This is a genomic window from Chitinophaga vietnamensis, assembly GCF_902167635.1.
Taxonomy (GTDB): Bacteria; Bacteroidota; Bacteroidia; order Chitinophagales; family Chitinophagaceae; genus Chitinophaga; species Chitinophaga vietnamensis.
This window is the reverse complement of sequence record NZ_CABHMS010000005.1, coordinates 475,198-500,448: the sequence shown is the minus strand read 5'-3', so window position 1 is coordinate 500,448 and position 25,251 is coordinate 475,198. Positions and strand designations below refer to the sequence as shown.

Genomic DNA, 25,251 nt, shown 5'->3' with positions numbered 1-25,251 from the left:
TTCAAATGATCAAATGATTGTCGCTGTAAGCCTGCTACTCCAGCCTGATGGAAGCAACGGGAGCGCCGGCCGGCACCATCGGGAATACGTTGTCTTCTTTTTCCACCACCACTTCCAGCAGGTAAGCGCCTTTGTGGGCCAGCATTTCATCGATTGCGGCGGAAATATTTTCCCTGGCATTGACTTTTTGACCCGGTATATAAAAACCTTTGGCGATCTGAACGAAATCCGGGTTGATCATTTCGGTAGATGAATAGCGTTTGTCGAAGAACAGTTGCTGCCATTGTCTTACCATGCCGAGGAAGTTGTTGTTGAGGATCACAATCTTCACTCCAATCTGGGATTGATAGATGGTGCCCAGTTCCTGCAAGGTCATCTGGAAGCAACCGTCGCCAATGATAGCGATCACTTCTTTTTCGGGCGTGCCCATTTTAGCGCCCATGGCGGCTGGCAGCGAAAAGCCCATCGTACCCATACCACCGGAGGTGATGTTGGTATTTGGATTTTTAAAACCATAATAGCGGGAGGCTATCATCTGGTGTTGCCCTACATCTGTTACCAGCACTGCTTCTCCTTTTGTTTTTTCGGAGATGAGGCGGATCACTTCTGCCATCTTCAGTTCGCCGCTTTCCGGGAACAGTTCTTTATGCTGTACCTTATCGTATTCTTTCTGGTGTGCCGCTTTAAATTCTTCCAGCCATTCATCGTGTCGGGCGGGCTGTATATGCTGCAACAGCGCTTCCAGCGCGGTTCTTGCGTCGGCGTGTACGGCTACATCTGCCTTGATGATCTTGTTGATCTCTGCGGCATCGATCTCGATGTGGATCACTTTTGCTTTGTTGGCATAGGTGTTCACGTCGCCGGTTACACGATCATCGAAGCGCATACCTACGGCGATGAGCACATCACATTCGCCGGTGAGCACGTTGGGGCCGTAGTTACCGTGCATACCCAGCATACCGGTGTACAGCGGGTGTTGTACGGGTACGGCGGAAAGGCCCAGCAATGTGGAAGCTACCGGTATCTGCGCTTTTTCAGCCACTGCCAGCAATGCTTTTTCAGCGCCTGCGAGGAGTACGCCATGACCGCAAAGAATGAAGGGCTTTTTCGCGCCGTTGATCAGCGCAGCCGCATCAACAATAGCTTCCTGCCTGAGCACAGGCACTGGTTGGTAACTGCGGATATGTTCACATTTCTTGTACTCGAACTCGAAGGTACCTACCTGCGCATTTTTGGTGATGTCCACCAAAACCGGGCCTGGACGGCCACTGCGGGCGATATAGAATGCTTTGGCAATGGCGCCGGGAATATCTTCCTGGCGGGTGACCTGTATGTTCCATTTGGTGATAGGCATGGTGATGCCGATCACGTCTGTTTCCTGGAAAGCGTCGGTACCGAGCAGCGAGGCTGCTACCTGGCCGGTAATACATACCATGGGCGTGCTGTCCATATAAGCGTCTGCCAGGCCGGTAACGAGGTTGGTAGCGCCGGGGCCGGAGGTAGCGAAGGCTACGCCTACTTTACCGGAGCTTCTTGCATAACCTTGTGCAGCATGCGTGGCGCCCTGTTCATGCCGCACGAGGATATGATGTACCTGGTCCTGAAAATCGTACAGGGCATCATAAATAGGCATGATCGCACCACCGGGGTAACCGAAAATCGTTTCCACTCCTTCTGCGATGAGCGAGCGGATCACGGCTTCGGAGCCGGTGATAACAGGTTTAGCGGCTAGCCGTTTATCGGCTGGTTCAGCCTTCATCGGTAACACATCCTTCTGTTGCATTTTTTACAAGTTTTGCGTACTTAAATAAGATTCCATTGGATACTTTCAATGCAGGCTGTACCCATTTTGCACGGCGTGCTGCCAGCTCTTCATCGCTCACTTCCACATTGATCGAGTTGTTCACTGCATCTATTTCGATGATATCGTTGTCTTGTACCAGTGCGATGGTGCCGCCTTCGAATGCTTCCGGTGTGATATGGCCTACCACGAAACCGTGCGTGCCACCGGAGAAGCGGCCATCGGTGATGAGCGCTACGCTCTTGCCCAGGCCTACGCCCATGATGGCGCTGGTGGGCTTCAGCATTTCAGGCATGCCGGGTGCGCCTTTGGGGCCTACCTGGCGGATCACTACTACGTCGCCTTTTTGTACGCGGCCGGATTGAATACCGGCGATGAGTTCAAACTCACCGTCGAACACGCGGGCAGGGCCTTTGAATCGTTCGCCTTCCTTACCGGTTATTTTGGCAACAGAGCCTTGTTCGGCGAGGTTACCGTATAATATCTGGATATGACCATTTGCTTTCAATGGTTTTTCCAGTGGAACGATAATGTCCTGTTGGCTGAAATCTATGTCAGCAACGGATTCCAGGTTCTCTGCGATGGTTTTGCCGGTAACGGTGATGCAATGGCCATGCAGGCGTCCTTGTTTGAGTAAGTATTTCATTACCAGCGGCACACCGCCGATGTTGTGGAGGTCTTCCATCAGGTATTTGCCGCTGGGCTTCAGATCGGCGATGAGCGGCGTGTTGTCGCTGATGCGTTGAAAATCTTCCAGCGTCACTTTCACGCCTACGGATTTCGCGATGGCGATCAGGTGGAGAACGGCGTTGGTGCTGCCTCCCAGCGCGATGATGACGGTGATGGCATTTTCGAATGCTTCTTTGGTCATGATATCGCGGGGTTTGATATCTTTTTCCAGGAGCAGGCGGATGTATTTGCCGGCAGCGGCGCATTCATCGCGTTTTTCCTTGCTCAGGGCGGGGTTGGATGAGCTGTAGGGCAGGCTCATACCGAGTGCTTCTGCGGCAGAAGACATGGTATTGGCGGTGTACATCCCGCCACAGGCGCCGGCGCCGGGGCAGGCATTGTGCACGATGCCTTTGAAATCTTCTTCATTCAGCTGGCCGGCCATTTTCTGACCGAGCGCTTCAAATGCGGAGATGATGTTGAGGTCCTGACCTTTGTATTTACCGGGTGCGATCGTACCGCCGTATACCATGATAGCAGGGCGGTTGAGGCGGCCCATGGCCATCAGGGAGCCGGGCATGTTCTTATCGCAGCCAGGCACGGTGATGAGGCCATCATAGTATTGCGCACCGCATACGGTTTCAATGGAATCTGCAATCAGATCGCGGCTCACGAGCGAATAGCGCATACCTTCGGTACCATTGCTGATACCATCGCTGACGCCGATAGTATGGAAATTCAGGCCTACCAGTCCGTTTGCCCACACGCCTTTTTTGACGTCGTTGGCGAGGTCGTTCAGGTGCATATTACAGGTGTTGCCATCATATCCCATGCTCACAACGCCTACCTGTGCTTTCTTCAGATCTTCGTCTGTTAATCCGATCCCGTGCAACATAGCCTGTGCAGCGGGTTGTGTAGGATCCTGCGTGATCGTTTTGCTGTATTTGTTTAATTCCATTGCTTGATGATTTCTCCCGTGTTGCAGGGAATGGGTGATCGTCCTTTTTCTAAAAGTTTCACCAAATTACCCGGTAGTGTGTTTAAATTCAAACCAACAATTGCGTGATTACCGGTCTTCAAATTCGGCTTGATCTCTTCAAAACCCTTGGTGGTAGTGGATTTTGACTTTTTCGTTTTACATTGTTCAAAGAATTTTGTGGATCGGTATATCGCCGGTGTGATATACCGATCCATCCTGTTTTATGCTAATTGCGCCTGGCGTTCGAAAGTTTTTTCGAGCACTCTTGCTTTGTAGGCTTGCTGGAGCACTTTACCGAGGGATTCTGCCCATGGTTTGGCAAATGCTTGTCCGTCGAGGGATTCGAGGCCGATCACCTCTGCGGCGGTACCGCAGAAGAAGGCGGCATCCGCTTGTTTCAGTTCATCGATGGTGAATAATTTTTCTTCGAGGGGGATGCCGAGTTCCTGGCAAAGTTCTATAACGGTGGCGCGGGTGATGCCGGCGAGGATGTTGCCGAGGGGTGGGGTGAAGATTTTACCGTCTTTTTCAAAGAATACGTTGGCGCCGGGGCCTTCTGCTACGTAACCATTCATATCGAGTAATAATGCTTCGTCGTAGCCCTTATCTTTTGCTTCCTGCGAGGCGAGTATCGAGTTTACGTACAGGCCGGCCGATTTCGATTCTATCTTGAATGCCTTGGGATTCGGTCGTTCAAAGGAGGAGGTCATTACCCGCAGCAGTTTCTCCCCGAGATAGGCGCCCCATTCCCATGCGCATATGAGGATATAGGCCTCGGATGCGGCTTTCAGGGTCATATTGGGCGGACAGAACACCAGCGGCCTGATGTAGGCTTCTTCCATATTGTTCAGCTCCAGCACCTTGTAACAGGCGGCGATGAGCTCCTCGTTATTGAATTTGTACGGGATGTGTATCAGCTCGCAGGAGCGCTGCAAACGGTCGAAGTGTTCTTTGGCCTTGAAGATCTTCACTTCTCCGCTGGCAGTTTTGTAGGCGCGGATACCTTCAAATACGGCATAGCCGTAGTGTAATGACTGCCCAAACAGATCAGCGCTGGCAGTGGTGGCTTTACGGAATTCTCCGTTGAGGTAAAGAATGGTGTTGTCGTTGTAATAGCTATACATAAAATTGAATTATTAGCAGTAAAAAGTGATCAAAAAAAAAGCCTTCCTCTTGGCGGAGGAAGGCGTTATATCATTTTGTGAATATGCACGTGTACCTATCCTCCATGGTGGTGGCTAATAATGACAACGACGATAATCACGACCTTCGTGATAGCCCAGTTGAGCTGGGGTACGATGTGATTAAGTTTTATGTTGTCTTTATTGATCCACATAATGGAGAATTTTCGAATTTCCGGATTTTCGATTTTTGAATTTTGAATTTTTGATTTCCGGATTTTTTGATTGATTTGGAGGTTGCGCTCCATATCGATACAAAAGTATCTGTGAAAAAAATAAAAAACAATACAGGGTGGAATATTTCGTGAAAAATTAATCTCTTTAAGAGATTTTGAAAATATTCAAAAAAACCTTTTGAATGTTAGCCTATTTCTAAATAAAATACAAAACATTTAGCCATTTTCCCAAATCAAAAAATCCTCAAATCCCCAAATTCCTAAATCCCTAAATCCGCAAATCCGCAAATAAAAAACCCGGCGCCTGTGCGCCGGGTTTTGAAATGTTTTCATTTCGTTTGTTCACGTTCTAAACCTGTTCGCTTACCTGCAGGCATTTGTTGATGATCTCCTGCAATGCGTCTTGTTTTTCGATGAGGCGCTGTAACAGCACGAGCTGGTTCATGGCGCGGTCGTAATTGTGTGTTGGATACTTGATCGGGTAATACACATCACCATTGAGATAATCGGTGAGGAACCGTATTCCCTGCATGTAGATCATGAACTTTCCTGCGAAGAACAGTTGTTCTTTTTCCACTTTTGTTAAAGTGCCGCCGATCTCTTCGAGGTACCCCTGCATGAGGGCTTCGAAATATTCGTCGCGGATGGTGATCTGGCTGAAGTCGCGCTCCTCTTCAGATACAGGGCAAACATAGGTGCGTACCATATCGCCCAGATCGGAGATGATCTTTCCTGGCATCAGGGTATCGAGATCGCAGACACAAATACCTTCAAACGAATCTTTGTTGAGCAACACGTTGTTGATCTTGGTATCGTGATGCATGAGATGATCTCTGAATTCAGGATTTGTTTTCAGTTGTTCATACGTCACCGCGATGTCTGAGTAGCGGAGGAATTCTTCAATCATCTCTTCTGCTGCCTCCTTCCTGTCATCTTTCGCGTGGCGGATCGCTTCCTGGAAAGCGGCATAGCGAAGGGTGAGGTTGTGGAAGTTCGGAATAGAAGCTTTGAACGGCTTCAGATCAATACCCGAAAGGTAACTGGCCAGGCGGCCGAATTGTTTGGCCGCTTCATATGCCTGCTTTGGGTTGTCGGCCTGATCTACCGTAACGGAATTAGCAATGAAAGGAATCATGCGCCAGTATTCGTTGTCCAGCACATAGAGCTCTTCCCCTTCTATTGTGGGGATGGGCGTGATGAACAGATAGCCGGGATGATGAGCAGCCAGATAGTCTGCAGCCATGCGTTGATTCGCAGCAATGATACCTGGTTCCTTAAATACGTTCACATTGATCTTTTGTAATACATATTTACTGCCATCCTGTTTCTTTTCGAGCAGAAAAGTGTTGTTGATATGTCCTGATCCGAATCGTCGGACATTCAATCCTTCAGGCTCCAGTCCGAAAGCCTGAAGGATGAGTGTGTTGGGCATTATTTCCATAAATTGTCGGGATATGCACCTTGTTGAACCAGGGCCGACAGGGAAGCCTGCACGCCTGGCGCATCTTCCTTGTAAGTAACGCCAAACCATTGAGAGCTGGTAGGCAATACCTTTACCTGACCTTTGCCACGACGGATAAATTCGTCGGCAACGATCGGAATAAAGAACTCTGATTTCGGATTGCCGATATTTTTATCGAGGAACTCGTTGAACAGTTCCTGGCTCAGCGTGAACACGCTGGGGTCAAAACCCCAGAAGTTCATGGATACCGGAGTAGTGGCTGGCAGCGGGTGTTTGCTGCCATCGGCCTCTTCGTAAACGATCTGGCCATTATCTGTATAGATCTTTGTACGTTCGTTGATCGCAGAGAGGTTACCGCTGGCATCTACTGCGCATACGCCGCGGGAAACGGAACCATGTTCACTGATCGTTTTTCCCAGCTCATAACCTACCACGCTGTAGATATCGGATTTGCACTCTCCATTGAGGAAGGCTGCCATCTTCACAAAAGCATCTGCGCCGTAGAAATCATCCGCGTTAATCACCGCAAATGGCTCGTTGATGGCGTTCTTGGCGCATAACACTGCATGTGCAGTCCCCCAGGGCTTGGTCCTGTCGGCCGGAACGGCATGTCCGCCCACAAATGCATTCATTTCCTGGTATACATAATCCGTTGCCACACGGCCTTTCAGCTTGGGTTCAAAAATTTCTTTGAACTCGGCTGCAAAATTTTCGCGGATAATAAATACTATTTTCCCGAAACCGGCGCGGATGGCATCGTAGATAGAATAATCAATGATTGTTTCTCCACTGGGGCCAAATTGCTGGATTTGCTTCAAACTGCCGTATCGACTGGCCATTCCGGCCGCCAGAATCAATAAAGTCGGTTGCATCTTTTTGATATTAGTTTTATAATTTTCAACTATTTACCTAAAATATTGGCGATAAATTTAAACGATTAAAACTATTTTCACACTTTCTTTTTGTGAAGAACACTTATTTTAAATACGTTTTAATCGGGACAATGAAAAGATTATTAGTGCTGGGAGCCTGTGCCATGCAGCTTTTCTCAAGCGCCAGGGCGCAACAGAAAACCAATCCGCAAGACATTCAATCGAAAATGCAGTGGTTTGCCGATGCCAAGCTGGGCATCTTTATCCACTGGGGCATCTACTCCGTTAACGGAATCGATGAATCCTGGTCTTTCCACAACAAAAAAATCGCTTACCCTGATTACATGAAGCAGCTCAAAGGCTTTACCGCGGCCAATTACAACCCGCAAGCCTGGGCCGACCTTATCAAAGAATCAGGCGCCCGCTATGCAGTCATGACCACCAAACACCATGATGGCGTGGCCCTGTGGGACAGCAAATTCGGTAAGCTCAATGTAGCCAGCGGCACGCCCGCCAAAAGAGATGTGCTCACGCCCCTCTACGCCGCATTGCGCCGCGATAGTATCAAATGTGGTGCCTACTTTTCCCTGATCGACTGGAGCTATCCGGATTATCCGCAGTTCCTGAAAGACAGCAACCGGTATGAAATCAAGAACGACCCGGCCCGCTGGCAGCGCTTCCTCAAATTCTATGAAGGACAAATGGCAGAAGTGATGAACCGCTTCAACCCCGACCTGTGGTGGTTTGACGGCGATTGGGAACACTCCGCCGATGAATGGGAAGCCGCCAAAATGCGCAACATGCTCACCACCCATAACCCGAATACCATTATCAATGGCCGTTTACAGGGCTATGGCGATTACGATACGCCAGAACAGAACTTCCCCGTTACGCGCCCGCATTATCACTGGTGGGAGCTGTGCATGACCATCAACAACAACTGGGGCTGGCAGCCACAGGATACCAACTGGAAAACGCCTTACGAGATCATCACCATCTTCGTTGATGCCGTGAGCAATGGCGGTAACCTCCTGCTGGATATAGGCCCCAGGGCCGATGGCAGCATCCCGGCAGAGCAAGTGCATGTGCTGAAAGAACTCGGCGCCTGGAATAAAAAGAATGGAGAAGCGATCTTCAACACTATCGGCGGCATCCCGCAAGGCCACTTCTATGGCCCTACTACCCTGTCGAAAGATTCCAGCACCCTGTATCTCTTCCTCCCCGGCAAAACCAGTGGCCAGGTAGTGATCAAAGGGCTCAATAACGCTATCAAAGATATCAGTGTAGTAGGCAATGGTACCAAGCTAACGCACAAAGTAGTAGGCAAGATATCCTGGAGCCCTGTACCAGGGCTGGTTTACATCGATGTACCGGAAAACGTACAGGACAAATACGTTACCGTTTTAAAAGTACAACTGGATAAACCTGTGAAGTTATACCGTGGTAAAGGCGGATTTCTGACCAACGAATAAACAGATTGAGGATGGCCGGCCGCGAAACGGGGCGGCCATCTCCTTATTAGTATTTCATCTTATGTTTTCTTACAGCAACATCACCCTGCAATCATTTCGCAGCTGGATGCCGGCCTCCATCAGCGCTGCCATGCTGCGTCTGGACCTGCTGCACCCCGAGATATCCGGTAACAAATGGTTCAAGCTGAAACATAATCTGGAAGCGGCAAAGGCGGCAGGAAAAGATACGATCGTCACTTTTGGCGGTGCCTATTCCAATCATATTGCCGCTACTGCTGTAGCTTGTAATATTGCAGGATTGAAAAGCGTAGGGATCATACGCGGGGAACGCGCTCCGGTGCTGAGTCATACCCTTATACAGGCACAGGAAAATGGCATGCACCTGATCTTTGTTCCCAGAACTGACTATCACTCCAAAGCCGATACCACGCGCATCACCGGCCTTACCGATAACTATTATGTGATCCCTGAAGGCGGCCACAATGCCCTTGGGGCGCTCGGTTGCGAAGAAATCCTCTCCCTCTTCCCTACCGGCGATTTCACGCATATCCTTTGTGCAACAGGCACCGGCACTACCCTTGCAGGGCTGATTAACAGCGCATTGCCACAGCAACACGTGATGGGCGTAGCCGTGCTCAAAGGCGCCCAATACCTTGAAAAAGAAATCACCGATCTGCTCAAACCCACTGCCAGCGCCACTTGGGAGCTATTGCACGACTATCACGGCGGCGGCTATGCAAAAATCAGCCCCGGCCTCATCGATTTCATGAACCATCTTTATGCTGAAACCGCTATCCCTACCGATATTATCTATACCGGTAAATTGGTGATGGCTTTCCGGGAAATGCTCCAGCAGCAAGCGTTTCCGGCCGGCAGCAAGGTATTGCTGATCCATACCGGAGGCCTTCAGGGCAATCTTTCACAAACTCCCGGCGTTTTATCCTTTTAAAAACTGTTCGTTATATTTGAACGGTTTGTATTTTTGCCAACTTTAAGAGATACGGATTTTTGTATGAAGCAAGCAGTGAGATTTTTTATTGCTATCGGATTGTTATTATTGACAGCATTTGCCACGAAGGCACAGGAGCAAACGGCGCCAGTACTGCCACAGTTTTCCGCCGTTATCAAGACGGGCAAGATCCAGCTGGACTGGATATCCGGCTTTCGCGACGTTAAAGAGATCGGCATCCAGCGGTCGCTCGACAGTGTCCTGAACTTCAATACCATTGGCTATGCCGTGGCGCCCAACAACCTGCGCAACGCTTACCTCGATAATAAACCATTGCCAGGCACCAACTATTACCGCCTCTTCATCCTGTTCAACAATGGCCGTTTCCTCTTTAGTAAAACCATGCTGGCCGTAACCGACAGCCTTTTCCGCGCCGACCAGAAATTGCAATACGCCGATATCAAAGACGCCGCCAGAGGCATGCGCGGCAAAGAACAAGAAAATAAAGAGGCTGAAAGGATTGTATGGCACCCGTCGAACTTCATCTACACTACCGCCGACGGTAACGTAAACATCAAGCTGCCAGAGGCTTTGCAGAAAAGGTACTCTGTGAAGTTCTTCGAATCCAACGGCACTTACCTGTTTGATATAGAGCATGTGAAAGCCACCTCCCTCATCCTGGAAAAAGCTATCTTCCTGCATGCCGGATGGTTCAATTTCGAACTGTATGAAGATGGTAAACTGAAAGAGAAATGGAATTTCTTTATTCCGCTCAATTACCGGATGTAATCATCTCCGCTTCGAACACTTCTCCGAAATGCTTTACCAGCTTGCTTTTCACCTCAGCTATGTTCACATCGTGGCCTAGCTCGCGGTTGAGTGCAGCTACCTGTTTGCCGCTGATACCACAGGGAATGATATTATCGAAGTAAGTAAGCGGAGTATTTGCATTCAATGCAAAGCCGTGCATGGTAACCCAGCGGCTGCAACGTACGCCCATGGCGCATATCTTACGGGCGAGCGGTAAATGCTGAGGGTCCAGCCACACGCCGGTTTCTCCCGCGGAGCGATCGCCCTTCACGCCATATTCTGCCAATGTGCGGATCACGACCTCTTCCAAATTGCGCAAATATTTACCTAGATCGCGGTAAAACAGCTCCAGGTCGAGGATGGGATAAGCTACGATTTGTCCGGGCCCATGAAACGTAATATCGCCGCCACGGTTGGTATTAAAAAAGCCGATACCTTTTTCTGCCAGCTGCGCTTCGTTGAGCAGCAAGTGTTCGATATGACCGCTTTTACCTATCGTATATACGGGAGGATGTTCGCAGAAGAGCAGGTAATGAGAGGTGGGAGCGCCTCCAGGCTGCATCTTGCGTTGTACATTATCTTTCAACAACTGCTCCTGGTAATCCCAGGCTTCCTGGTAACCGATAATGCCGAGTTCTCTTACTACAATCTGTTGTTTACTCATTAGCCCGCAAAGATACGTACCTTTGCAAAAATTTATATTAATGGCGGAAGAATTGCTGGAACTGGAAGACGAGCTGGAAAACGGCGATGGCAGTGAAGAACTGTATGAGAAGATCAATATGGTGGTAGACAAAGGCCAGGAGCCTGTCCGTATTGACAAATTCCTCACTAACCGTATCGAAGGCGCCACCCGCAATAAAATACAACAAGCCCTCGATAGCGAAATGGTGCTCGTCAACGACAAACCCGTTAAGTCTAACTACAAGATAAGACCGCTGGACAGGATCATCGTGTACTCCAACAAAAACCCGGAGAGCACCGAAGTGCTGCCGGAAGAATTGCCTTTGAATATTGTGTATGAAGATGAGGATGTGATGATCATCGACAAACCCGCCGGCATGGTAGTACACCCGGGATGCGGCAACTATACCGGCACGCTGGTCAATGGCCTCTCCTGGTACCTTGGTGATAAAACACAAGCTACAGAGCCGGTGATACCGCGTTTCGGCCTCGTACACCGTATCGATAAAAACACCAGCGGCTTGCTGGTAGTAGCCAAATCAGAAAAGGCGATGAGTGATCTCGCCAAACAATTCTTTGACCACACCGTTCATCGCAGGTATATTGCGCTGGTATGGGGAGATTTTGAAGAAGAAGAAGGAACGGTGATCGCCCACGTAGGCCGCCACCAGCGCCTGCGCAAGATCATGGACGCCTACCCCGATGGCGAACATGGCAAAGAAGCCATCACCCATTACCGCGTACTGGAACGCTACAACTATGTATCGCTGATCGAATGCCGCCTCGAAACCGGCCGCACGCACCAGATCCGTGTGCATATGCAACATATCGGACATTCTCTCTTCAACGATGATACCTATGGCGGCAACCGCATTGTAAAAGGTACCATCTTCGCGAAATACAAACAGTTTGTGGAAAACTGTTTCGAGATCATGCCGCGCCATGCCCTGCATGCACAGCAGCTCGGGTTCATACATCCACGCACGCGCCAGGAGATGCGCTTTGAAAGCCAGCTGCCCACCGACTTCACCACAGTATTGGAAAAGTGGAAACGCTACACTACGGCCAGGCCACTGGAAGAATAGCCTTGTACACGATACCGGCCTGGTATCGCGTACACAAAAATTTCACATAATCACATTATATTTTTCCATAATTTAGTACTTCTATACCATGTCGATACATGCGAAGCCTATCCATACTTTTACTGTTACTTATGCTGGCATTGCCCAGGCATGCCGCCGCACAGCAAACGCCGTTCAACACTTCCTCTACCTGTGTAAATGATACTGTTTATTTCGGCATCAGGAACAGCGCAGGCATCGACTCTGTAAAATGGTTCTTTGGCGATCCCGCCTCCGGTGTGGCGGACTCCTCCCGGAAAAAAAATCCCTGGCATGTTTATCATACCACAGGTACCTACAATGATACACTCATCGCGTGGCGCAAAGGCGTGGCTGATACCACTGTCCAGCCCATCACCATTGTAACGCCGATCGCCTGGAAGCTAGGCCCACAGGACACTACGCTGTGCCAGGGTAACAAAATCATCTTACAGGCCCCCGTGATACCCGGTGCGCAATACCTCTGGCAAGACAGCTCCACCAATGCTTCTATCGTGGCCGATACTTCCATCACCTACAAAGTGAAAGTGAATGGATGTCTCATTCCTGATTCTGTCAATGTATTCTTCACACCCATACCAAAGATCGATCTTGGCCCCGACCTCGTGCTGTGCACCGGCCAGCACATTGCGCTGGACGCCACCGCACAGAACTGCACCTATCTATGGAATACCGGCAACACCCAGCCCACGCAGGATGTAAACAGCTCCGGCACCTACCGCGTACGGGTATTCCCGAAAGGATGCGCAGAAATTGATGCACAGGCGACCATCACCTTCAACGGTCCGCCTTATCCGTTTTCATTAGGCCCTGATACTTTATTATGCCCGGGCGAAAGCATTACACTGGCGCCCAACGTACCGCAGGCCACCGCCTGGAAATGGAGCACCGGCGCCACTACGCCAGCTATCACGGTGAGCAATGAAGGCAATGTTTGGGCACTGGTAGAGATCAATCATATCTGCAATGTAATAGATACCGTCTTCATCAACTATAACCGCCTGCACAAGATCCACCTGGGCAATGATACCACCATCTGCAGAGGCAATTTCCTCGTGCTCAACGCCAATTTCGGCAATGGGCAATACCTTTGGCAGGACGGCTCCGACCAGGCCACCTATTACGTGACCAAGCCCGGCAACTACTGGGTGCATGCACAGATCGGGCGATGCGAATCCACCGATACCATCCATGTGAGCTACGATGACACCCTGCACGTTAATCTGGGCCGCGATACCATCCTGTGTAACGGTGAGCCCTATACGCTGTATCCCGCAGGCGCCGGCGGCAACTACAAATGGCAGGACAGCACCACCGTACCTTTCTATCCCATCACCAAAGCAGGCCTGTATGCCATCGTAGCCTACAACACCTGCGGTAAAACTACCGACTCCGTGATGGTGAACTTCCGTGACTGCGCCTGCAACGTTTACTTCCCCAACGCCTTCACGCCCAATGGCGACGGGCGCAACGATATCTTCCGGCCCATCTTCCGCTGCCCGATGAACCAATACACATTGAGCATCTACAACCGTTGGGGCAACCGTCTCTTCTTCACCACCGATCCGCAATTCGCTTGGACCGGCACCTACCAAGGCCGCCCCGTCGATATCGGCACGTATGTATGGATACTTGATTACACAGATGGCAACACCAACCAGCGGGTACACAAAACGGGCATGGTGACGGTGTTGTACTGATTATCGCGAAGGTTGTCTGGCTCAGGATTTAAGGATTGAAAGGATTACCAGGATTTTCGAATTTATTGATTTTCGGATTTATTGATTTAATCGAAGCGGAGATGAACAACCTTATCTCCGCTTCGATTAAATCAATAAATCCGAAAATCAATAAATTCGAAAATCCTGGTAATCCTTTCAATCCTTAAATCCTGAGCCAGACAACCTTCGCGATAATCACTTGCTAAAATCATAAAACTTCGCGATGAACGAGGCGGTTTCGCGCTTTTTGAAAGCCACGTTCCAGGTGCCGCTATAGGTAACGAGGGCGGGGATGAGCAGGCCGAATTGTTTGGTCATTTGCACGTTCATTTTCACGTTGAAATCGAAGAGCATTGTTTTGTAGGAGAGCGCGTATTTTCTGCCTACGATCTCGAAATTTTCTTTGTTGAACCAGGTCACGAGTTCGTCGATCACTACGTCGGCCCGATCGATGCGGCTGAGGCCTGGCTTGGCTTTGGCGGTAAAAACGTAGCAGGGGGTGCCGTCGATATAGTTTTGTGCGGAGATGGAGAAATCGTAGAAGCGGATCACTTCATCGCTGAAGATGGCCACTTTGGTACCTACGATCGGTACGCCCCTGATGGGTTTGCCGGGATTGAAGATGAGTTGCTTGAGTTGTGATTTATGCCGCGCGAGGCTGCCGCTGGAGCGTTCGGTGGATTCACCGTTATCATCTACGCAGGCGGTGCCTTTGGTAAAAAAGAGGTTGCCATATAGTTCGGCTGTGTAGTAGTTATATCGGCCTTTGCGGTCGTAGAAGTCGCCGGTCACTTTTTCATCAAGTACCTGCATGGTGCGGCAGCGGCCCTGCATCTGTTGATGGGTCTGACTTTTGAGGGAGGCCTGCACCTGCCCTGCCTTGTCGAATATGCGGATATCGTTATCGGAATTGAATCCTACGATGTGCAGGTTTTTAAACGCGCGGTAAAAGGTGGTATCTTCTTCCACCCTTTTTATAAAGCTGTTAACGTCGAAGCCTATACGTTTAGCGGCAACGATAAATTCATCCAGGTTCACTGTCATGCCTTTGTAGCGGGCGGTATCCTGTGCCTGTACGGGCCTTACGGACAGCAGTATGATAACGGTAGCGGCTATACTTTTCCAAACATGTGACATACTGCAAGTTAAGGATAAAGGGGAAAGCAGAAAGCAGAAAGCTGGCAAAAGCGGAAAATTATCCGCTCTTGTCAGCTTTCTGTTATGGCAGGCAGCTATACGCTACCGGCGTTTGTTATCCGGGGATTTTTCCGGCAACATACATCTGATCCATTGTTGGCGCAACAGCACCGCCTTTCTTCTCGAGTGTGACCGCAAACATTTGTGCTTTGCCGGTGGTCTTCATCTTCTGTAATACTTTGGCGGTATCGCCCATTTCGAACACGCCCATATCCACTGGTTTGCCATCTACGATAGCCCACAGTTGATATTGCTTGTCGGCCGCAGGTTCCGGCAGGTTGTTCACCTTGAGGTATACCTGTTGGCTGCTCTGGTTCCAGAATACGGTGGCTACCGCTTCAGGGAATGGTTTGGTACCAGGCATTTTCACTTTCAATACAGCAGGATCTTCCATCACTTCTATAGAGGATTCCAGCTGTTCCATACGTGTCTTATACAGATTGCTCTTTGACAGTATGGAGTTTTGAGATACTAGCAGCGACTGATATTTGTCTTTGTATTCCCGGAACTCTTTGTACCGGTTAAAGAATACATAGTTGAGGATCAGGCTGCCCAGTAGCAGCACGGCGGCGACTACGGCGATCAATTTCCAGGATAGGCGTTTTTGTTCTTCCATGGGTAGTGCATTTGGTTATTGCTGCGGGGACTGGTCAGCCGGAGCGGTGTGACCCCGCGAAGCGATTTCATTATTGATTTGGTTAAATAAACGTGTTTTAACGTCGTTTCCCGGTATCAATCCATGCAAAAGCACATATTCTTCCATATCACGCTGGCACCTGTCTACTTCAGCGGCAAGCTCGGGGAACTGGCGGATAGCGGCTTCCAGCTCTTTCACATCATGCTCGGTGGCCATACCGGTCACATATAGTTCTATCAATCCGGATGATATGGTTTGTTGTGCGTCCAAGATATGAGTGATGTTCTATTTTCTGATGATATTCCTCAGTTGGATGATGGCATTTCTCATCCTGGTTTTCACGGTGCCGAGGGGAATCTCCAATATTTTTGCTATCTCTTCCTGGGTACAGCCTTTGTAGTACGCCAGGTCGATGAGTGTTCGTTGTTCTTTGTTCAGTTTTTCCAGCACTTTGGCGAATCCGACGTGGTCTACGGCGGGGTTTACGGTCAGCGCGGTGTCTTCTGTAATGGGTTGCACTCTTTCTTCCAGCTTGTGCGCGCGGGAACGCAGCACGTCGATAGCCGTATTCCTGGCGATGTTCAGCATCCAGGTGAAGAGGCGTCCTTTGCTTTCATCATAATGGTCGAAGTTGCGCCATATCTTCAGGTAGATCTCTTGCAAGGTATCTCCTGCCGCTCCCTGATCATTCAGCACTTTCACTACTACGCCGTACAATGCCGGTGAGTATTTGTCATAAACATAACTAAATACTTTCTGGTCGCGGTTACGTAAACCCTGTACCAGTTCAGCTTCTGTATATGTAATAGCAGATTCCAACAAACAGTATTAAGATCGTTAGTGTCTTTAATTTACATTCATAACATGAGAAACAATCAATGCCTCGGCACGGGTGTTTCAAATTGGTTGTCCGAATGATTTAGCGCTCAAAAAAATGGTTAAACCGGGGTGATATATAGCAAGATACTATTTTCCTGATGAAATGTTGTTTTCAGCCATGCGTTTTCTCTGTCATATACAGCTGATCCATGCTGGGTTTGGCGCTACCGCCTTTTTTTTTCCAATGTAACGGCAAAAGCATCTGCAACATCCACTGCTTTCATCAATTGTATTTTTCCGGATACGGCGGCGCCGCTTTCGAAGATGCCGGCATCGATCATTTTCTTATTGACGATGGCCCAGAGCTGGAACTGCTTGCCTGGCGGCGGTACTGGCAGCAGCTTTGCAATGAGGTATACCACATGTGTATGTGGATTCCAGGATACATTCACGGCATGACCGGCAAATGGCCCGCTGCCTTTCATATTCACATGGATGAAGGAAGTATCTTTCTCCAAAGTCAGTATATCTTCTTCTTCATGAAGACTGGTACTATGGCTATGGTCGGCCTGTTCTTTCTGTTCTTCGCTCAGTTTTTCCCTGGCGGCGATCAATGATTGATAACGGCTTTTATAGTCGGTGGATTTCTGGAAGAAAAAGAAATTCATGATCACGCTGCCGATGAGCAATGCGATGAAAGCGGCAGCGAGGTATTTCCAGACGCGGTCAGTGCCGGCGTTCTTTTTAATATGGTTGATGGGCTTGCTATGGCCGTTGGTGGCGGCGGGCGTTGTTTTCAGCATCACAGGCGCGGCAGGCACGGTGTCGGCTATACGTAATTCTTCCGGCAGTTTACCATTCCCCTCTGCCGTACTCTCATAGCGGATAATATCCATCAAACGGTCTTTGATGGCGGTAGGAGGAGTGGTGGAATAGAGTTTTACAAAACGTTCTTTGTCGTGCTGTAAAGCATTTACTGCGGCCTGCACTTCGGGGTAATGTAATGCTATGCTTTCAACTTCTCCATTTTCTTCTTCTGGAAGGAGACCGAATACATAGCTCTCTAAAATACCGGATGATATGTAACGATTAACATCCACGTTTTACAACTGTTTAAGCAATATCCTCAATTGTATGATAGCATTGCGCATACGGGTTTTCACGGTGCCCAGCGGTATATCCAAGACTTTGGCTATTTCTTCCTGTGTACATCCTTTGAAATAGGCAAGATCGATAATAATTCGTTGTTCTTTGTTGAGACTTTCTATCACCTTGGTGAGGCCGAGGTGATCTACTGACTGGTGTACGGCCAGCTGGGGCTCGTACATCAGCGCGCCGCTGGTAACATCCGTTACGCGTTGTTCCAGCTTGTACGCTTTGGACCGCAAACTATCGATGGCGGTGTTGCGGGCGATGTTTAACATCCAGGTAAAGAGGCGGCCCTTCGAAGGATCATAGCGTTCAATACTGCGCCAGATCTTTACAAACACCTCCTGCAAAACGTCGCCTGCGGAAGATTCGTCTGTAAGTACTTTCAGGGCCACTCCATATAATGCGGGGGAATAATGGTCGTACAAATAACTAAAAACTTTTTCATCCCTGGCTTTAAGACCCTGAACAAGTTCGGCTTCAGTATATGTTAAGGTAGCTCCCAAGAGGATATGGATGTTAATCTTTGTTAGACCAAAATAACAGCTTTTCTTTACATTACAAAATTTTTTCCTATTTCGGGAAAGACATTTTGTAATCCACTCTTACCTTGCCTTTGCTGATATCATCGAGTTTGCTTTTCAACATTCTCCGCTTTAGTGGCTTGAGATGATCGATGAACAGTTTACCATCAATATGATCGTATTCGTGCAGGATCACGCGGGCTGTTACGCCGGTAAATGTTTTCTCCTGCGGCTCGAAATTTTCATTTACATACCGGAGTGTTACGGTTTCAGGACGTTCCACATCTTCCCTGATCTTGGGAATGCTCAGGCAGCCTTCGTTATAGGGCCAGTCTTCACCGCCTGTGCTAACAATATGCGCGTTGATAAATACTTCCTTCACGCCCGCGTCGCCGGGATAGGCATCTTTCTCATCATCTTCCAGGTTATCGATGATCTGCTTACTATCTACAACAAAAAGGCGGATCGCTTTGTTCACCTGCGGTGCGGCAATACCCACGCCACTGGAGCCATACATCGTTTCCCACATGTTGGCGATCAGTTCTTTCAGGCCGGGATAATCGGGGGTAATATCTTCGGCCACCTTTCTAAGTACCGGATGCCCGTATGCTACTATTGGCAATATCATATGCTTAAATTCTTTATTCAAACAACAAAAATAAACAAAATAAGCATTGCGGCTCCACCGCCCTATGGCAGTGGAGCCGCAATGCTGTTACATTATTTACCTGGATTGGAGGTATTCCTGTAAAATGATCGTGGCGCTGATCTCGTCTACCAGGCCTTTGTTCTGGCGGTCCTTCTTTTTCAGGCCGCTGTCGATCATGCTCTGGAAGGCCATCCTGGAGGTGAAGCGTTCGTCTATTTTGACGATGCGGATAGCCGGGAAATTTTTGCCGATGATACGGATACATTCCGTTACCAGCGCAGTAGCGTCTGTGGCGCTGCCATCAAGGTTTTTAGGCTCTCCTATCACGATGGTTTCCACCGGCTCGGCGGCAAAATATTTTTTCAGGAAAGGGATCAGCTCATGCGTAGGTACCGTGGTAAGGCCGCTTGCGATCAGCTGCAGGGGGTCGGTCACCGCCAGGCCTGTTCTCTTTTTCCCGTAGTCTATCGCCATTATTCGCGCCATGATTTATTTGAGGATTTATGGATTTACGGATTTATGGATTTATTGGAAGATGAGCATATCGGCGATGGCAAATACGGCAAATACCACGCTGGCAATGCCGTTGGTGGTCATGAACATAATATTGATCCTGCTGAGGTCAGCCGGTTTTACCAGTAAATGCTGTGATACCAGCATGCTCACAAATACGGCCGCCCCGATCCAATATACCCAATGGAAATGCCCGGAGATACCGATCGTGATCACCAGCGCCGCCGTGATCACATGCAGCAGCTCGGAGAAGCGCAAAGCGCCGCTCAGGCCCAGCCAGGCCGGAATGGAATTCAGCTGTTGCGATTTATCAAAATCCTCATCCTGCAAGGAATAGATGATATCGAAGCCCGATACCCAGCAGAGCACCAGCATGCTCACCAGCACCGGCAGCGTGGCAAATTGCCCCGTCACCGCCAGGTAAGCCCCGATTGGCGCGAGCGACAGGCCCACCCCCAGCACCAGGTGGCAGAGCGCCGTAAAACGCTTGGTATAGCTATATCCCAGCACCACGAACAATGCGATGGGCGAGAGATAAAAACAGATACGGTTGATGAAGTAAGTGGCCGCCATGAACAGCACCACATTACCGATAATGAAATACATCGCATTCCTGCGGGAGATAATACCCGCGGGGATCTCCCTTTTTGCAGTGCGCGGATTGAGCTTGTCGATATCCACGTCCAACCAGCGATTGAAGGCCATGGCCGCACTGCGGGCAAACACCATGCAGAGGATCACCAGGCCAAAGAGCTGCCAGCTGAAGGCGCCGCCGCCACGGGTGATCGCCATAAAAAAACCGATGAGGGCAAAGGGCATGGCGAAGATCGTATGTGCGAACTTCACCAGGGAAAGATATTTATTGATCGTGCTAATCATAGAATAAGAAGCGCTTTATGCCTTTTTCAATTTTACAAAGATATCCCAAACCACGATACCCGTGCTCACAGAAATATTCAGGGAATGTTTCATGCCTTGTTGCGGAATTTCGATACAGCCATCCACCACTTTCATCACTTCGGTATCCACGCCCGTGACCTCATTGCCGAAAACCAGCGCCAGTGGCTGATCTGCCGGCGGCGTGAAATGATCGAGCAGCTGGCTGTTCACCGCCTGTTCAATCGCCAGCACCCGGTAACCAGCCGCCTGCAATTCCTTCACCGCCTCCAGGGTAGTGGGAAAGTACTGCCATTCCACCGTATCAGTGGCTCCCAGCGCCGTTTTGTGGATATCACGATGCGGCGGCACCGGCGTATAGCCACAAAGGATAATACCCTGTACCAGGAAAGCATCGGCCGTGCGGAACACGGAACCTACGTTGTGCATGCTGCGTATATTGTCCAGCACCAATACCAGCGGCGTTTTATCCGCCGCCTTGAACTCGGCTACCGTTTTGCGGCCCAGTTCATCCATGCTTAATTTTCTCATCACCTGCAAAGATAACGGGATGGGATGAGTTTTATATATTTGCGCCATGGCAAAAAACAAATCAGAAGAAACCCCGCTTATGCAACAGCATAAGGCCATCAAGGAGCGATACCCGGATGCCGTACTGCTGTTCCGTGTAGGTGATTTTTATGAAACGTTCAATGAAGACGCTGTCATCGCCGCCCAGGTGCTGGGCATCGTGTTGACAAAAAGAGCTAACGGATCGGCCTCTTATGTTGACCTTGCAGGATTCCCGCACCATGCGCTGGATACCTACCTGCACAAACTGGTGAAAGCCGGCCATCGTGTGGCCGTATGCGACCAGCTGGAAGACCCCAAAATGGTGAAAGGCATCGTGAAACGCGGCGTCACCGAAATGGTGACACCCGGTGTTGCCATCAACGACAAGCTCCTGGAAAACGCCAGCAATAACTTCCTCGCCGCCGTGCATTTCGCAGGAGATACCACCGGCGTATCTTTCCTCGATATCTCCACCGGCGAATTTTTCGTGGCGGAAGGCAGCATAGAATATGTAGATAAACTGCTGCAAAGCTTCCGTCCCGCAGAAGTGGTGTTTGCCAAACAACAGCAGAAAAATTTCAAGGCTACCTTCGGTACCCGCTTCTACACCTATACGCTCGATGAATGGATCTTCACCACCACCTATGCAGAAGATATCCTGCTGAAACATTTCCAGACCCACTCCCTCAAAGGCTTTGGCGTGGAAGGTTTGCCGGCAGCCATCATCGCGGCAGGCGCCACCATGCACTACCTCAAGGATACCGAACATCCGAATTTACAGCATATCACGCGCATGCAGCGCATCGACCAGGATGATTTCCTGTGGATGGACCGCTTCACTGTTCGTAACCTCGAGCTGCTCAACAGCAGCGTGGAGAACGGTCATACCCTGCTGAAAGTGCTGGACAATACCGTTACGCCCATGGGCGCCCGCCTGCTCAAACGCTGGCTGGTATTCCCTTTGCGCAATGAAAAGCCCATCAACGAACGCCTCGACACTGTTGAATATTTCATCAAGGAAACGGACCTCTCCCGCTCCCTGCATCATCACCTCAAACAAACCGGCGATCTTGAAAGACTGGTATCCAAGATACCGCTGCGCAAGATCAACCCGCGCGAGGTGATGCAGCTGGCCCGCGCCCTGCAACAGGTACAGGCTGTGCAGGCACTGCTTATAGACACCAGCAGCGACTACCTGAAACGGCTAAACGAAAAACTGGATGCCTGTACTCCTATCCTCGACCGCATCCTTCATGAAGTGATGGAGAACCCCGCCGTGCTGATCAGCAAAGGCGGCGTGATCCGCGATGGCGTGAATGCCGAGCTCGACGAACTGCGCGGCATTGCCACCAAAGGCAAAGATTATCTCCTGCAAATACAGCAGAAAGAATCCGAAGCCACCGGCATCCCCTCGCTGAAGATCGCTTTCAACAACGTTTTCGGCTACTATCTCGAAGTGACCAACACCCACAAGAACAAAGTACCCGATACCTGGATACGCAAACAAACACTGGCTAACGCAGAACGGTATATCACGCCCGAACTGAAAGAATACGAAGAGAAGATCGTAGGGGCGGAAGATAAAATACTGGCGCTGGAAGCGCGCCTGTTCGACGAGCTGCTGGCGGCCCTGCAACCGTATATCCAACCCATACAGCAGGATGCACAGCTGTTTGCCCGGATCGACTGTCTCCTCTGTTTTGCGCACAATGCCGTGCAATACAAGTACCGCCGCCCGGTGATCACCGACGGCTATGCCCTGCATATCAAAGAAGGGCGCCACCCCGTGATCGAAAGAGGCCTGCCGCCCGGCGAAGCCTATGTAGCCAATGATATCACACTGGGTGAAGACGAACAACAGATCATCATCCTTACCGGTCCTAACATGAGCGGTAAATCGGCGCTGCTGCGCCAAACGGCCCTCATCACCCTGATGGCGCACATGGGCAGCTTTGTGCCCGCCGCCAGCGCAGAGATCGGGCTTACAGACAAAATATTCACCCGCGTAGGCGCTTCCGATAACCTCAGCGGCGGCGAATCTACCTTTATGGTGGAGATGAATGAAACCGCCAGCATCATCAACAGCATCACGCCCCGCAGCCTGGTGATACTCGACGAAATCGGCCGTGGCACCAGCACCTACGATGGCATCTCCATCGCCTGGAGCATCGTGGAATATCTCCACGACATGACGCCGCATCGCCCTAAAACACTGTTCGCCACGCACTATCATGAGTTGAATGAACTGGAGAACAAACATGCCCGCGTGAAAAACTATCATATCACCAACATGGAATCCGGCAACAAGATCATCTTCCTGCGCAAGCTCGCACGCGGCGGAAGTCGCCACAGCTTTGGTATCCACGTAGCGCGCATGGCTGGCATGCCACCGGAACTGATCAACAGGGCCAATGAGGTATTATCCCATCTCGAAGAAAAACATATCGATGCACCATTGCAGCAAAACATCAAAAATATCGCTACGCCTACCCAACAGCTGCAACTGAATATCTTTGATGCGCACAGCGATACCTTTAAACAGATACGTGAAAAACTGGAAATTGTGGATATTAACCGGCTTACGCCGGTAGAGGCTTTGCTGAAGCTGAATGAAATAAAACAGTTGTTGGGGTAGTTATTGAATAAAAAAGAGATGGCCCGCGGTATACACCGCGGGCCATCTCTTTTTATCTGATTACTATTTTTTATCCCACCATACACGGCCGGTATAATCATTAGGATCATTACCGTATTCGCCGGTTTTCTGCATATCGCTGATAGCGCTGCGATAGTTGGCGATGTTTTCGTTGGTAGTAGGCTGAGGCAGGGCCCAACGGCGTGGCACCTGTACGTTCTGACCCAGTGAAACGAATGGCTCGAAAGCAAGGATACCACCTACTTTAGGTACATCCGCTCTTTTCCATGCGCCCCATGCTTCCCAAGGGGATTTGTAATGGTTCAGGAAGTTCTGGATGTTGATCTTTTCGAGCAGCACATCAGTGCTACCGGTGAAAGCTACATTTGGCATAGCGATGTAAGCCTGAACAGCAGCGGCATCTAGCGGTTTGTAATCCTGGATGGCAGCCAGCTGACCCATTCTGTCGTAAGCGCTCACAGAAGCAGTGATACCTTTTTCGTACCATGATTTTGCATCTTCAGAGAGGATACCACGAACAGACAGCTCGGAGATCATGAAGCACATTTCCGCATACGTGAGGATGGGCTGTGTATAACGTCCGGGCGTATTACCTTCCTGGTTCAGGTCGAACAGGCGTTTCTGGATATTGGAAACGGTATCATAGTTTTTCACTACGGTAGTACCGTTGAAGTTCAGGTTGTAAGTCTTCTTCTTGAACAGCTCGGCATAGGCCGGATTCTTGCGCTGGTCAGGGCTTGCAGGCAGACCCACATAACGTACACCATTATACGTAGCGCTGGCAGACAAAGCACCGCCGGCTTTCAGGCTGTCGAAGGCAGCCTGTGTGAAGCTGTTCTTTTCAAAGAACAGGGGCAGACGTGGGTCATTGTTAGCATTCATGTAATCTACCATGTTCTTGGCAGCTACGATCGGGCTGTTATCCATTGACCAGTTGCCACCGCGGGCGAAGTTGGTTTCAGCAGATACAAATTTCCATTCATCGTCGATGCTGGTGAAGAGGCCTGCAGCGCTGGTCATCACTTCTTTAGCAATAGGCGCAACTTTTTCAGGCGCTCTTTTCAGCAGGCGCATGGCCAGTTTCAGACGGAGCACGTTACCGGCTTTGGCCCAGTTGGCAGAAACGCCGTTATAGAAGATATCGCCTGCACCGAAGCTCACCTGGCCTTGCTGTTTCTTGATCAGCACATCCAGCGCGGCTTTCAGCTCAGCATCCCAGGTAGCGAACAATGTTTCCTGGTTGTCGTAAGCAGGCGTAAAGGTGCCGCCATAGCGGGAAGCCCAGGCATCTTTGTAAGCGATGCTGCCATTCGCGTCGGATACTCTCCAGGAAGCATATACTTTGATGATCTTGGCGATCGCCACGATTTCGGCATATTTTGCCTGCTGGTCCTGTGGCATTTTTTTTACCATCTGCTCGATCTCTACCAGGTTAGGACCGATGTTTTTATACAGGGCATTGTAGAAATCGTTGGTGTTGGTAGGGCTGAAAAGGCCGCCCACAGAAGAAGTAGGCGCAGCTGTTACAAACTGCATCCACTGCATTTCATACTGGTAGCAATCGTAGAACCAGTCGAAATCACGGTCTACGATGCTTTTCACCGATTGGGTGATCAGCAGTTCCGGATTTGTTTTATCGCTAATAACAGGACTCTTGTTAAGATCCTCAAAACCTTTGGTACATGAGCTAAGTGCCAGACCGGCGAGTACAGCTCCTATCCCCCATTTATTAATAGCTTTCATTTTCATTTCTTTTTG

At 49.8% G+C, this 25,251-nt stretch carries 23 protein-coding genes; 6 read left to right on the top strand and 17 right to left on the bottom strand.

Translation table 11 applies throughout. The annotated features are described in order from the left end of the window. Positions 1 to 34: 34 nt before the first annotated feature. The 5 genes from ilvB to FPG75_RS16335 all read right to left on the bottom strand — a co-directional run bounded on the left by ilvB (position 35) and on the right by FPG75_RS16335 (position 7,140). Positions 35 to 1,783, bottom strand: a complete 1,749-nt coding sequence (gene ilvB, locus FPG75_RS16355; RefSeq protein ID WP_317130745.1) for a biosynthetic-type acetolactate synthase large subunit — start codon at positions 1,781 to 1,783, stop codon at positions 35 to 37. Next, positions 1,749 to 3,428 carry a dihydroxy-acid dehydratase gene (gene ilvD, locus FPG75_RS16350; RefSeq protein ID WP_143307925.1) on the bottom strand — a complete coding sequence of 560 codons (1,680 nt, stop codon included), beginning with the start codon at positions 3,426 to 3,428 and terminating at the stop codon, positions 1,749 to 1,751. Before ilvD ends, ilvB begins: the two co-directional genes overlap by 35 nt. Positions 3,429 to 3,670: 242 nt before the next feature. Next, positions 3,671 to 4,573 (bottom strand): branched-chain amino acid transaminase, encoded by a 903-nt coding sequence (locus FPG75_RS16345; protein WP_143307924.1) that lies wholly within the window; start codon positions 4,571 to 4,573, stop codon positions 3,671 to 3,673. Positions 4,574 to 5,155: 582 nt separating this feature from the next. Beyond that, a complete protein-coding gene (locus FPG75_RS16340; RefSeq protein WP_161596825.1) occupies positions 5,156 to 6,238 on the bottom strand; it encodes a phosphotransferase enzyme family protein in 1,083 nt (360 codons plus the stop codon). After that, the gene (locus FPG75_RS16335) at positions 6,238 to 7,140 is read right to left on the bottom strand and encodes a sugar phosphate nucleotidyltransferase (RefSeq protein WP_143307922.1); all 903 of its coding nucleotides are present in this window, start codon (positions 7,138 to 7,140) and stop codon (positions 6,238 to 6,240) included. Before FPG75_RS16335 ends, FPG75_RS16340 begins: the two co-directional genes overlap by 1 nt. Before the next feature lie 131 nt (positions 7,141 to 7,271). On the opposite strand from FPG75_RS16335, the gene FPG75_RS16330 reads away from it, so the two are divergent. From FPG75_RS16330 to FPG75_RS16320, 3 genes are all read left to right on the top strand, one after another. Next, positions 7,272 to 8,612, top strand: coding sequence for an alpha-L-fucosidase (locus tag FPG75_RS16330; protein ID WP_143307921.1), 1,341 nt, complete (start codon positions 7,272 to 7,274; stop codon positions 8,610 to 8,612). A 61-nt stretch (positions 8,613 to 8,673) separates the two neighbouring features. Then, the gene (locus FPG75_RS16325; RefSeq protein ID WP_201749693.1) at positions 8,674 to 9,561 is read left to right on the top strand and encodes a 1-aminocyclopropane-1-carboxylate deaminase/D-cysteine desulfhydrase; all 888 of its coding nucleotides are present in this window, start codon (positions 8,674 to 8,676) and stop codon (positions 9,559 to 9,561) included. Positions 9,562 to 9,624: 63 nt separating this feature from the next. Continuing rightward, entirely contained in the window at positions 9,625 to 10,350 is a 726-nt protein-coding gene (locus tag FPG75_RS16320) for a hypothetical protein (protein ID WP_143307920.1), read from the top strand. Here FPG75_RS16320 and lipB read toward each other — a convergent pair. Continuing rightward, the gene (gene lipB / locus FPG75_RS16315; protein WP_143307919.1) at positions 10,334 to 11,035 is read right to left on the bottom strand and encodes a lipoyl(octanoyl) transferase LipB; all 702 of its coding nucleotides are present in this window, start codon (positions 11,033 to 11,035) and stop codon (positions 10,334 to 10,336) included. The two genes, FPG75_RS16320 and lipB, sit on opposite strands and share 17 nt — an antisense overlap. Before the next feature lie 40 nt (positions 11,036 to 11,075). Here lipB and FPG75_RS16310 point away from each other — a divergent pair, with 40 nt between their 5' ends. Then, positions 11,076 to 12,140 (top strand): RluA family pseudouridine synthase, encoded by a 1,065-nt coding sequence (locus FPG75_RS16310; RefSeq protein ID WP_143307918.1) that lies wholly within the window; start codon positions 11,076 to 11,078, stop codon positions 12,138 to 12,140. 98 nt (positions 12,141 to 12,238) lie between these two features. Continuing rightward, on the top strand, positions 12,239 to 13,879 hold the full coding sequence (locus tag FPG75_RS16305) for a gliding motility-associated C-terminal domain-containing protein (RefSeq protein ID WP_143307917.1): 1,641 nt from the start codon (positions 12,239 to 12,241) through the stop codon (positions 13,877 to 13,879). A 216-nt stretch (positions 13,880 to 14,095) separates the two neighbouring features. Here the strand turns inward: FPG75_RS16305 and FPG75_RS16300 are convergent, their stop codons facing one another. The 10 genes from FPG75_RS16300 to FPG75_RS16255 all read right to left on the bottom strand — a co-directional run bounded on the left by FPG75_RS16300 (position 14,096) and on the right by FPG75_RS16255 (position 20,816). Continuing rightward, positions 14,096 to 15,037, bottom strand: coding sequence for a hypothetical protein (locus tag FPG75_RS16300; RefSeq protein ID WP_143307916.1), 942 nt, complete (start codon positions 15,035 to 15,037; stop codon positions 14,096 to 14,098). Between the two features lie 115 nt (positions 15,038 to 15,152). Then, the gene (locus tag FPG75_RS16295) at positions 15,153 to 15,713 is read right to left on the bottom strand and encodes an anti-sigma factor (protein ID WP_143307915.1); all 561 of its coding nucleotides are present in this window, start codon (positions 15,711 to 15,713) and stop codon (positions 15,153 to 15,155) included. A 15-nt stretch (positions 15,714 to 15,728) separates the two neighbouring features. Continuing rightward, complete coding sequence (locus FPG75_RS16290) at positions 15,729 to 16,004, bottom strand: hypothetical protein (protein ID WP_143307914.1); 276 nt, start codon at positions 16,002 to 16,004, stop codon at positions 15,729 to 15,731. Between the two features lie 15 nt (positions 16,005 to 16,019). Next, entirely contained in the window at positions 16,020 to 16,553 is a 534-nt protein-coding gene (locus FPG75_RS16285) for an RNA polymerase sigma factor (RefSeq protein ID WP_143307913.1), read from the bottom strand. A 224-nt stretch (positions 16,554 to 16,777) separates the two neighbouring features. Next, positions 16,778 to 17,653: an anti-sigma factor gene (locus tag FPG75_RS16280; RefSeq protein WP_143307912.1), complete on the bottom strand. Its 876-nt coding sequence runs from the start codon at positions 17,651 to 17,653 to the stop codon at positions 16,778 to 16,780. A 3-nt stretch (positions 17,654 to 17,656) separates the two neighbouring features. Beyond that, positions 17,657 to 18,130: an RNA polymerase sigma factor gene (locus FPG75_RS16275; RefSeq protein ID WP_236652813.1), complete on the bottom strand. Its 474-nt coding sequence runs from the start codon at positions 18,128 to 18,130 to the stop codon at positions 17,657 to 17,659. 145 nt (positions 18,131 to 18,275) lie between these two features. Beyond that, positions 18,276 to 18,854 (bottom strand): peptide deformylase, encoded by a 579-nt coding sequence (gene def, locus FPG75_RS16270; RefSeq protein WP_143307910.1) that lies wholly within the window; start codon positions 18,852 to 18,854, stop codon positions 18,276 to 18,278. A gap of 96 nt (positions 18,855 to 18,950) precedes the next feature. After that, positions 18,951 to 19,361, bottom strand: coding sequence for a Holliday junction resolvase RuvX (gene ruvX / locus FPG75_RS16265; protein ID WP_143307909.1), 411 nt, complete (start codon positions 19,359 to 19,361; stop codon positions 18,951 to 18,953). A 39-nt stretch (positions 19,362 to 19,400) separates the two neighbouring features. Next, on the bottom strand, positions 19,401 to 20,267 hold the full coding sequence (locus FPG75_RS16260) for a UbiA-like polyprenyltransferase (RefSeq protein ID WP_143307908.1): 867 nt from the start codon (positions 20,265 to 20,267) through the stop codon (positions 19,401 to 19,403). 15 nt (positions 20,268 to 20,282) lie between these two features. Further along, complete coding sequence (locus FPG75_RS16255) at positions 20,283 to 20,816, bottom strand: RNA methyltransferase (protein ID WP_236652812.1); 534 nt, start codon at positions 20,814 to 20,816, stop codon at positions 20,283 to 20,285. A 79-nt stretch (positions 20,817 to 20,895) separates the two neighbouring features. Here FPG75_RS16255 and mutS point away from each other — a divergent pair, with 79 nt between their 5' ends. Beyond that, positions 20,896 to 23,472, top strand: coding sequence for a DNA mismatch repair protein MutS (gene mutS, locus FPG75_RS16250; protein WP_236652811.1), 2,577 nt, complete (start codon positions 20,896 to 20,898; stop codon positions 23,470 to 23,472). 63 nt (positions 23,473 to 23,535) lie between these two features. On the opposite strand, the gene FPG75_RS16245 is transcribed toward mutS, so the two are convergent. After that, a complete protein-coding gene (locus FPG75_RS16245; protein WP_161596824.1) occupies positions 23,536 to 25,236 on the bottom strand; it encodes a SusD/RagB family nutrient-binding outer membrane lipoprotein in 1,701 nt (566 codons plus the stop codon). Positions 25,237 to 25,251: the final 15 nt, after the last annotated feature.

Excerpts from the sequence above, each read along its gene's own strand:
- ilvB (WP_317130745.1), bottom strand. The coding sequence starts at position 1,783 with ATGCAACAGAAGGATGTGTTACCGATGAAGGCTGAACCAGCCGATAAA.
- ilvD (WP_143307925.1), bottom strand. The coding sequence starts at position 3,428 with ATGGAATTAAACAAATACAGCAAAACGATCACGCAGGATCCTACACAA.
- FPG75_RS16345 (WP_143307924.1), bottom strand. The coding sequence starts at position 4,573 with ATGTATAGCTATTACAACGACAACACCATTCTTTACCTCAACGGAGAA.
- FPG75_RS16340 (WP_161596825.1), bottom strand. The coding sequence starts at position 6,238 with ATGCCCAACACACTCATCCTTCAGGCTTTCGGACTGGAGCCTGAAGGA.
- FPG75_RS16335 (WP_143307922.1), bottom strand. The coding sequence starts at position 7,140 with ATGCAACCGACTTTATTGATTCTGGCGGCCGGAATGGCCAGTCGATAC.
- FPG75_RS16330 (WP_143307921.1), top strand. The coding sequence starts at position 7,272 with ATGAAAAGATTATTAGTGCTGGGAGCCTGTGCCATGCAGCTTTTCTCA.
- FPG75_RS16325 (WP_201749693.1), top strand. The coding sequence starts at position 8,674 with ATGTTTTCTTACAGCAACATCACCCTGCAATCATTTCGCAGCTGGATG.
- FPG75_RS16320 (WP_143307920.1), top strand. The coding sequence starts at position 9,625 with ATGAAGCAAGCAGTGAGATTTTTTATTGCTATCGGATTGTTATTATTG.
- lipB (WP_143307919.1), bottom strand. The coding sequence starts at position 11,035 with ATGAGTAAACAACAGATTGTAGTAAGAGAACTCGGCATTATCGGTTAC.
- FPG75_RS16310 (WP_143307918.1), top strand. The coding sequence starts at position 11,076 with ATGGCGGAAGAATTGCTGGAACTGGAAGACGAGCTGGAAAACGGCGAT.
- FPG75_RS16305 (WP_143307917.1), top strand. The coding sequence starts at position 12,239 with ATGCGAAGCCTATCCATACTTTTACTGTTACTTATGCTGGCATTGCCC.
- FPG75_RS16300 (WP_143307916.1), bottom strand. The coding sequence starts at position 15,037 with ATGTCACATGTTTGGAAAAGTATAGCCGCTACCGTTATCATACTGCTG.
- FPG75_RS16295 (WP_143307915.1), bottom strand. The coding sequence starts at position 15,713 with ATGGAAGAACAAAAACGCCTATCCTGGAAATTGATCGCCGTAGTCGCC.
- def (WP_143307910.1), bottom strand. The coding sequence starts at position 18,854 with ATGATATTGCCAATAGTAGCATACGGGCATCCGGTACTTAGAAAGGTG.
- ruvX (WP_143307909.1), bottom strand. The coding sequence starts at position 19,361 with ATGGCGCGAATAATGGCGATAGACTACGGGAAAAAGAGAACAGGCCTG.
- FPG75_RS16260 (WP_143307908.1), bottom strand. The coding sequence starts at position 20,267 with ATGATTAGCACGATCAATAAATATCTTTCCCTGGTGAAGTTCGCACAT.
- FPG75_RS16255 (WP_236652812.1), bottom strand. The coding sequence starts at position 20,816 with ATGAGAAAATTAAGCATGGATGAACTGGGCCGCAAAACGGTAGCCGAG.
- mutS (WP_236652811.1), top strand. The coding sequence starts at position 20,896 with ATGCAACAGCATAAGGCCATCAAGGAGCGATACCCGGATGCCGTACTG.
- FPG75_RS16245 (WP_161596824.1), bottom strand. The coding sequence starts at position 25,236 with ATGAAAGCTATTAATAAATGGGGGATAGGAGCTGTACTCGCCGGTCTG.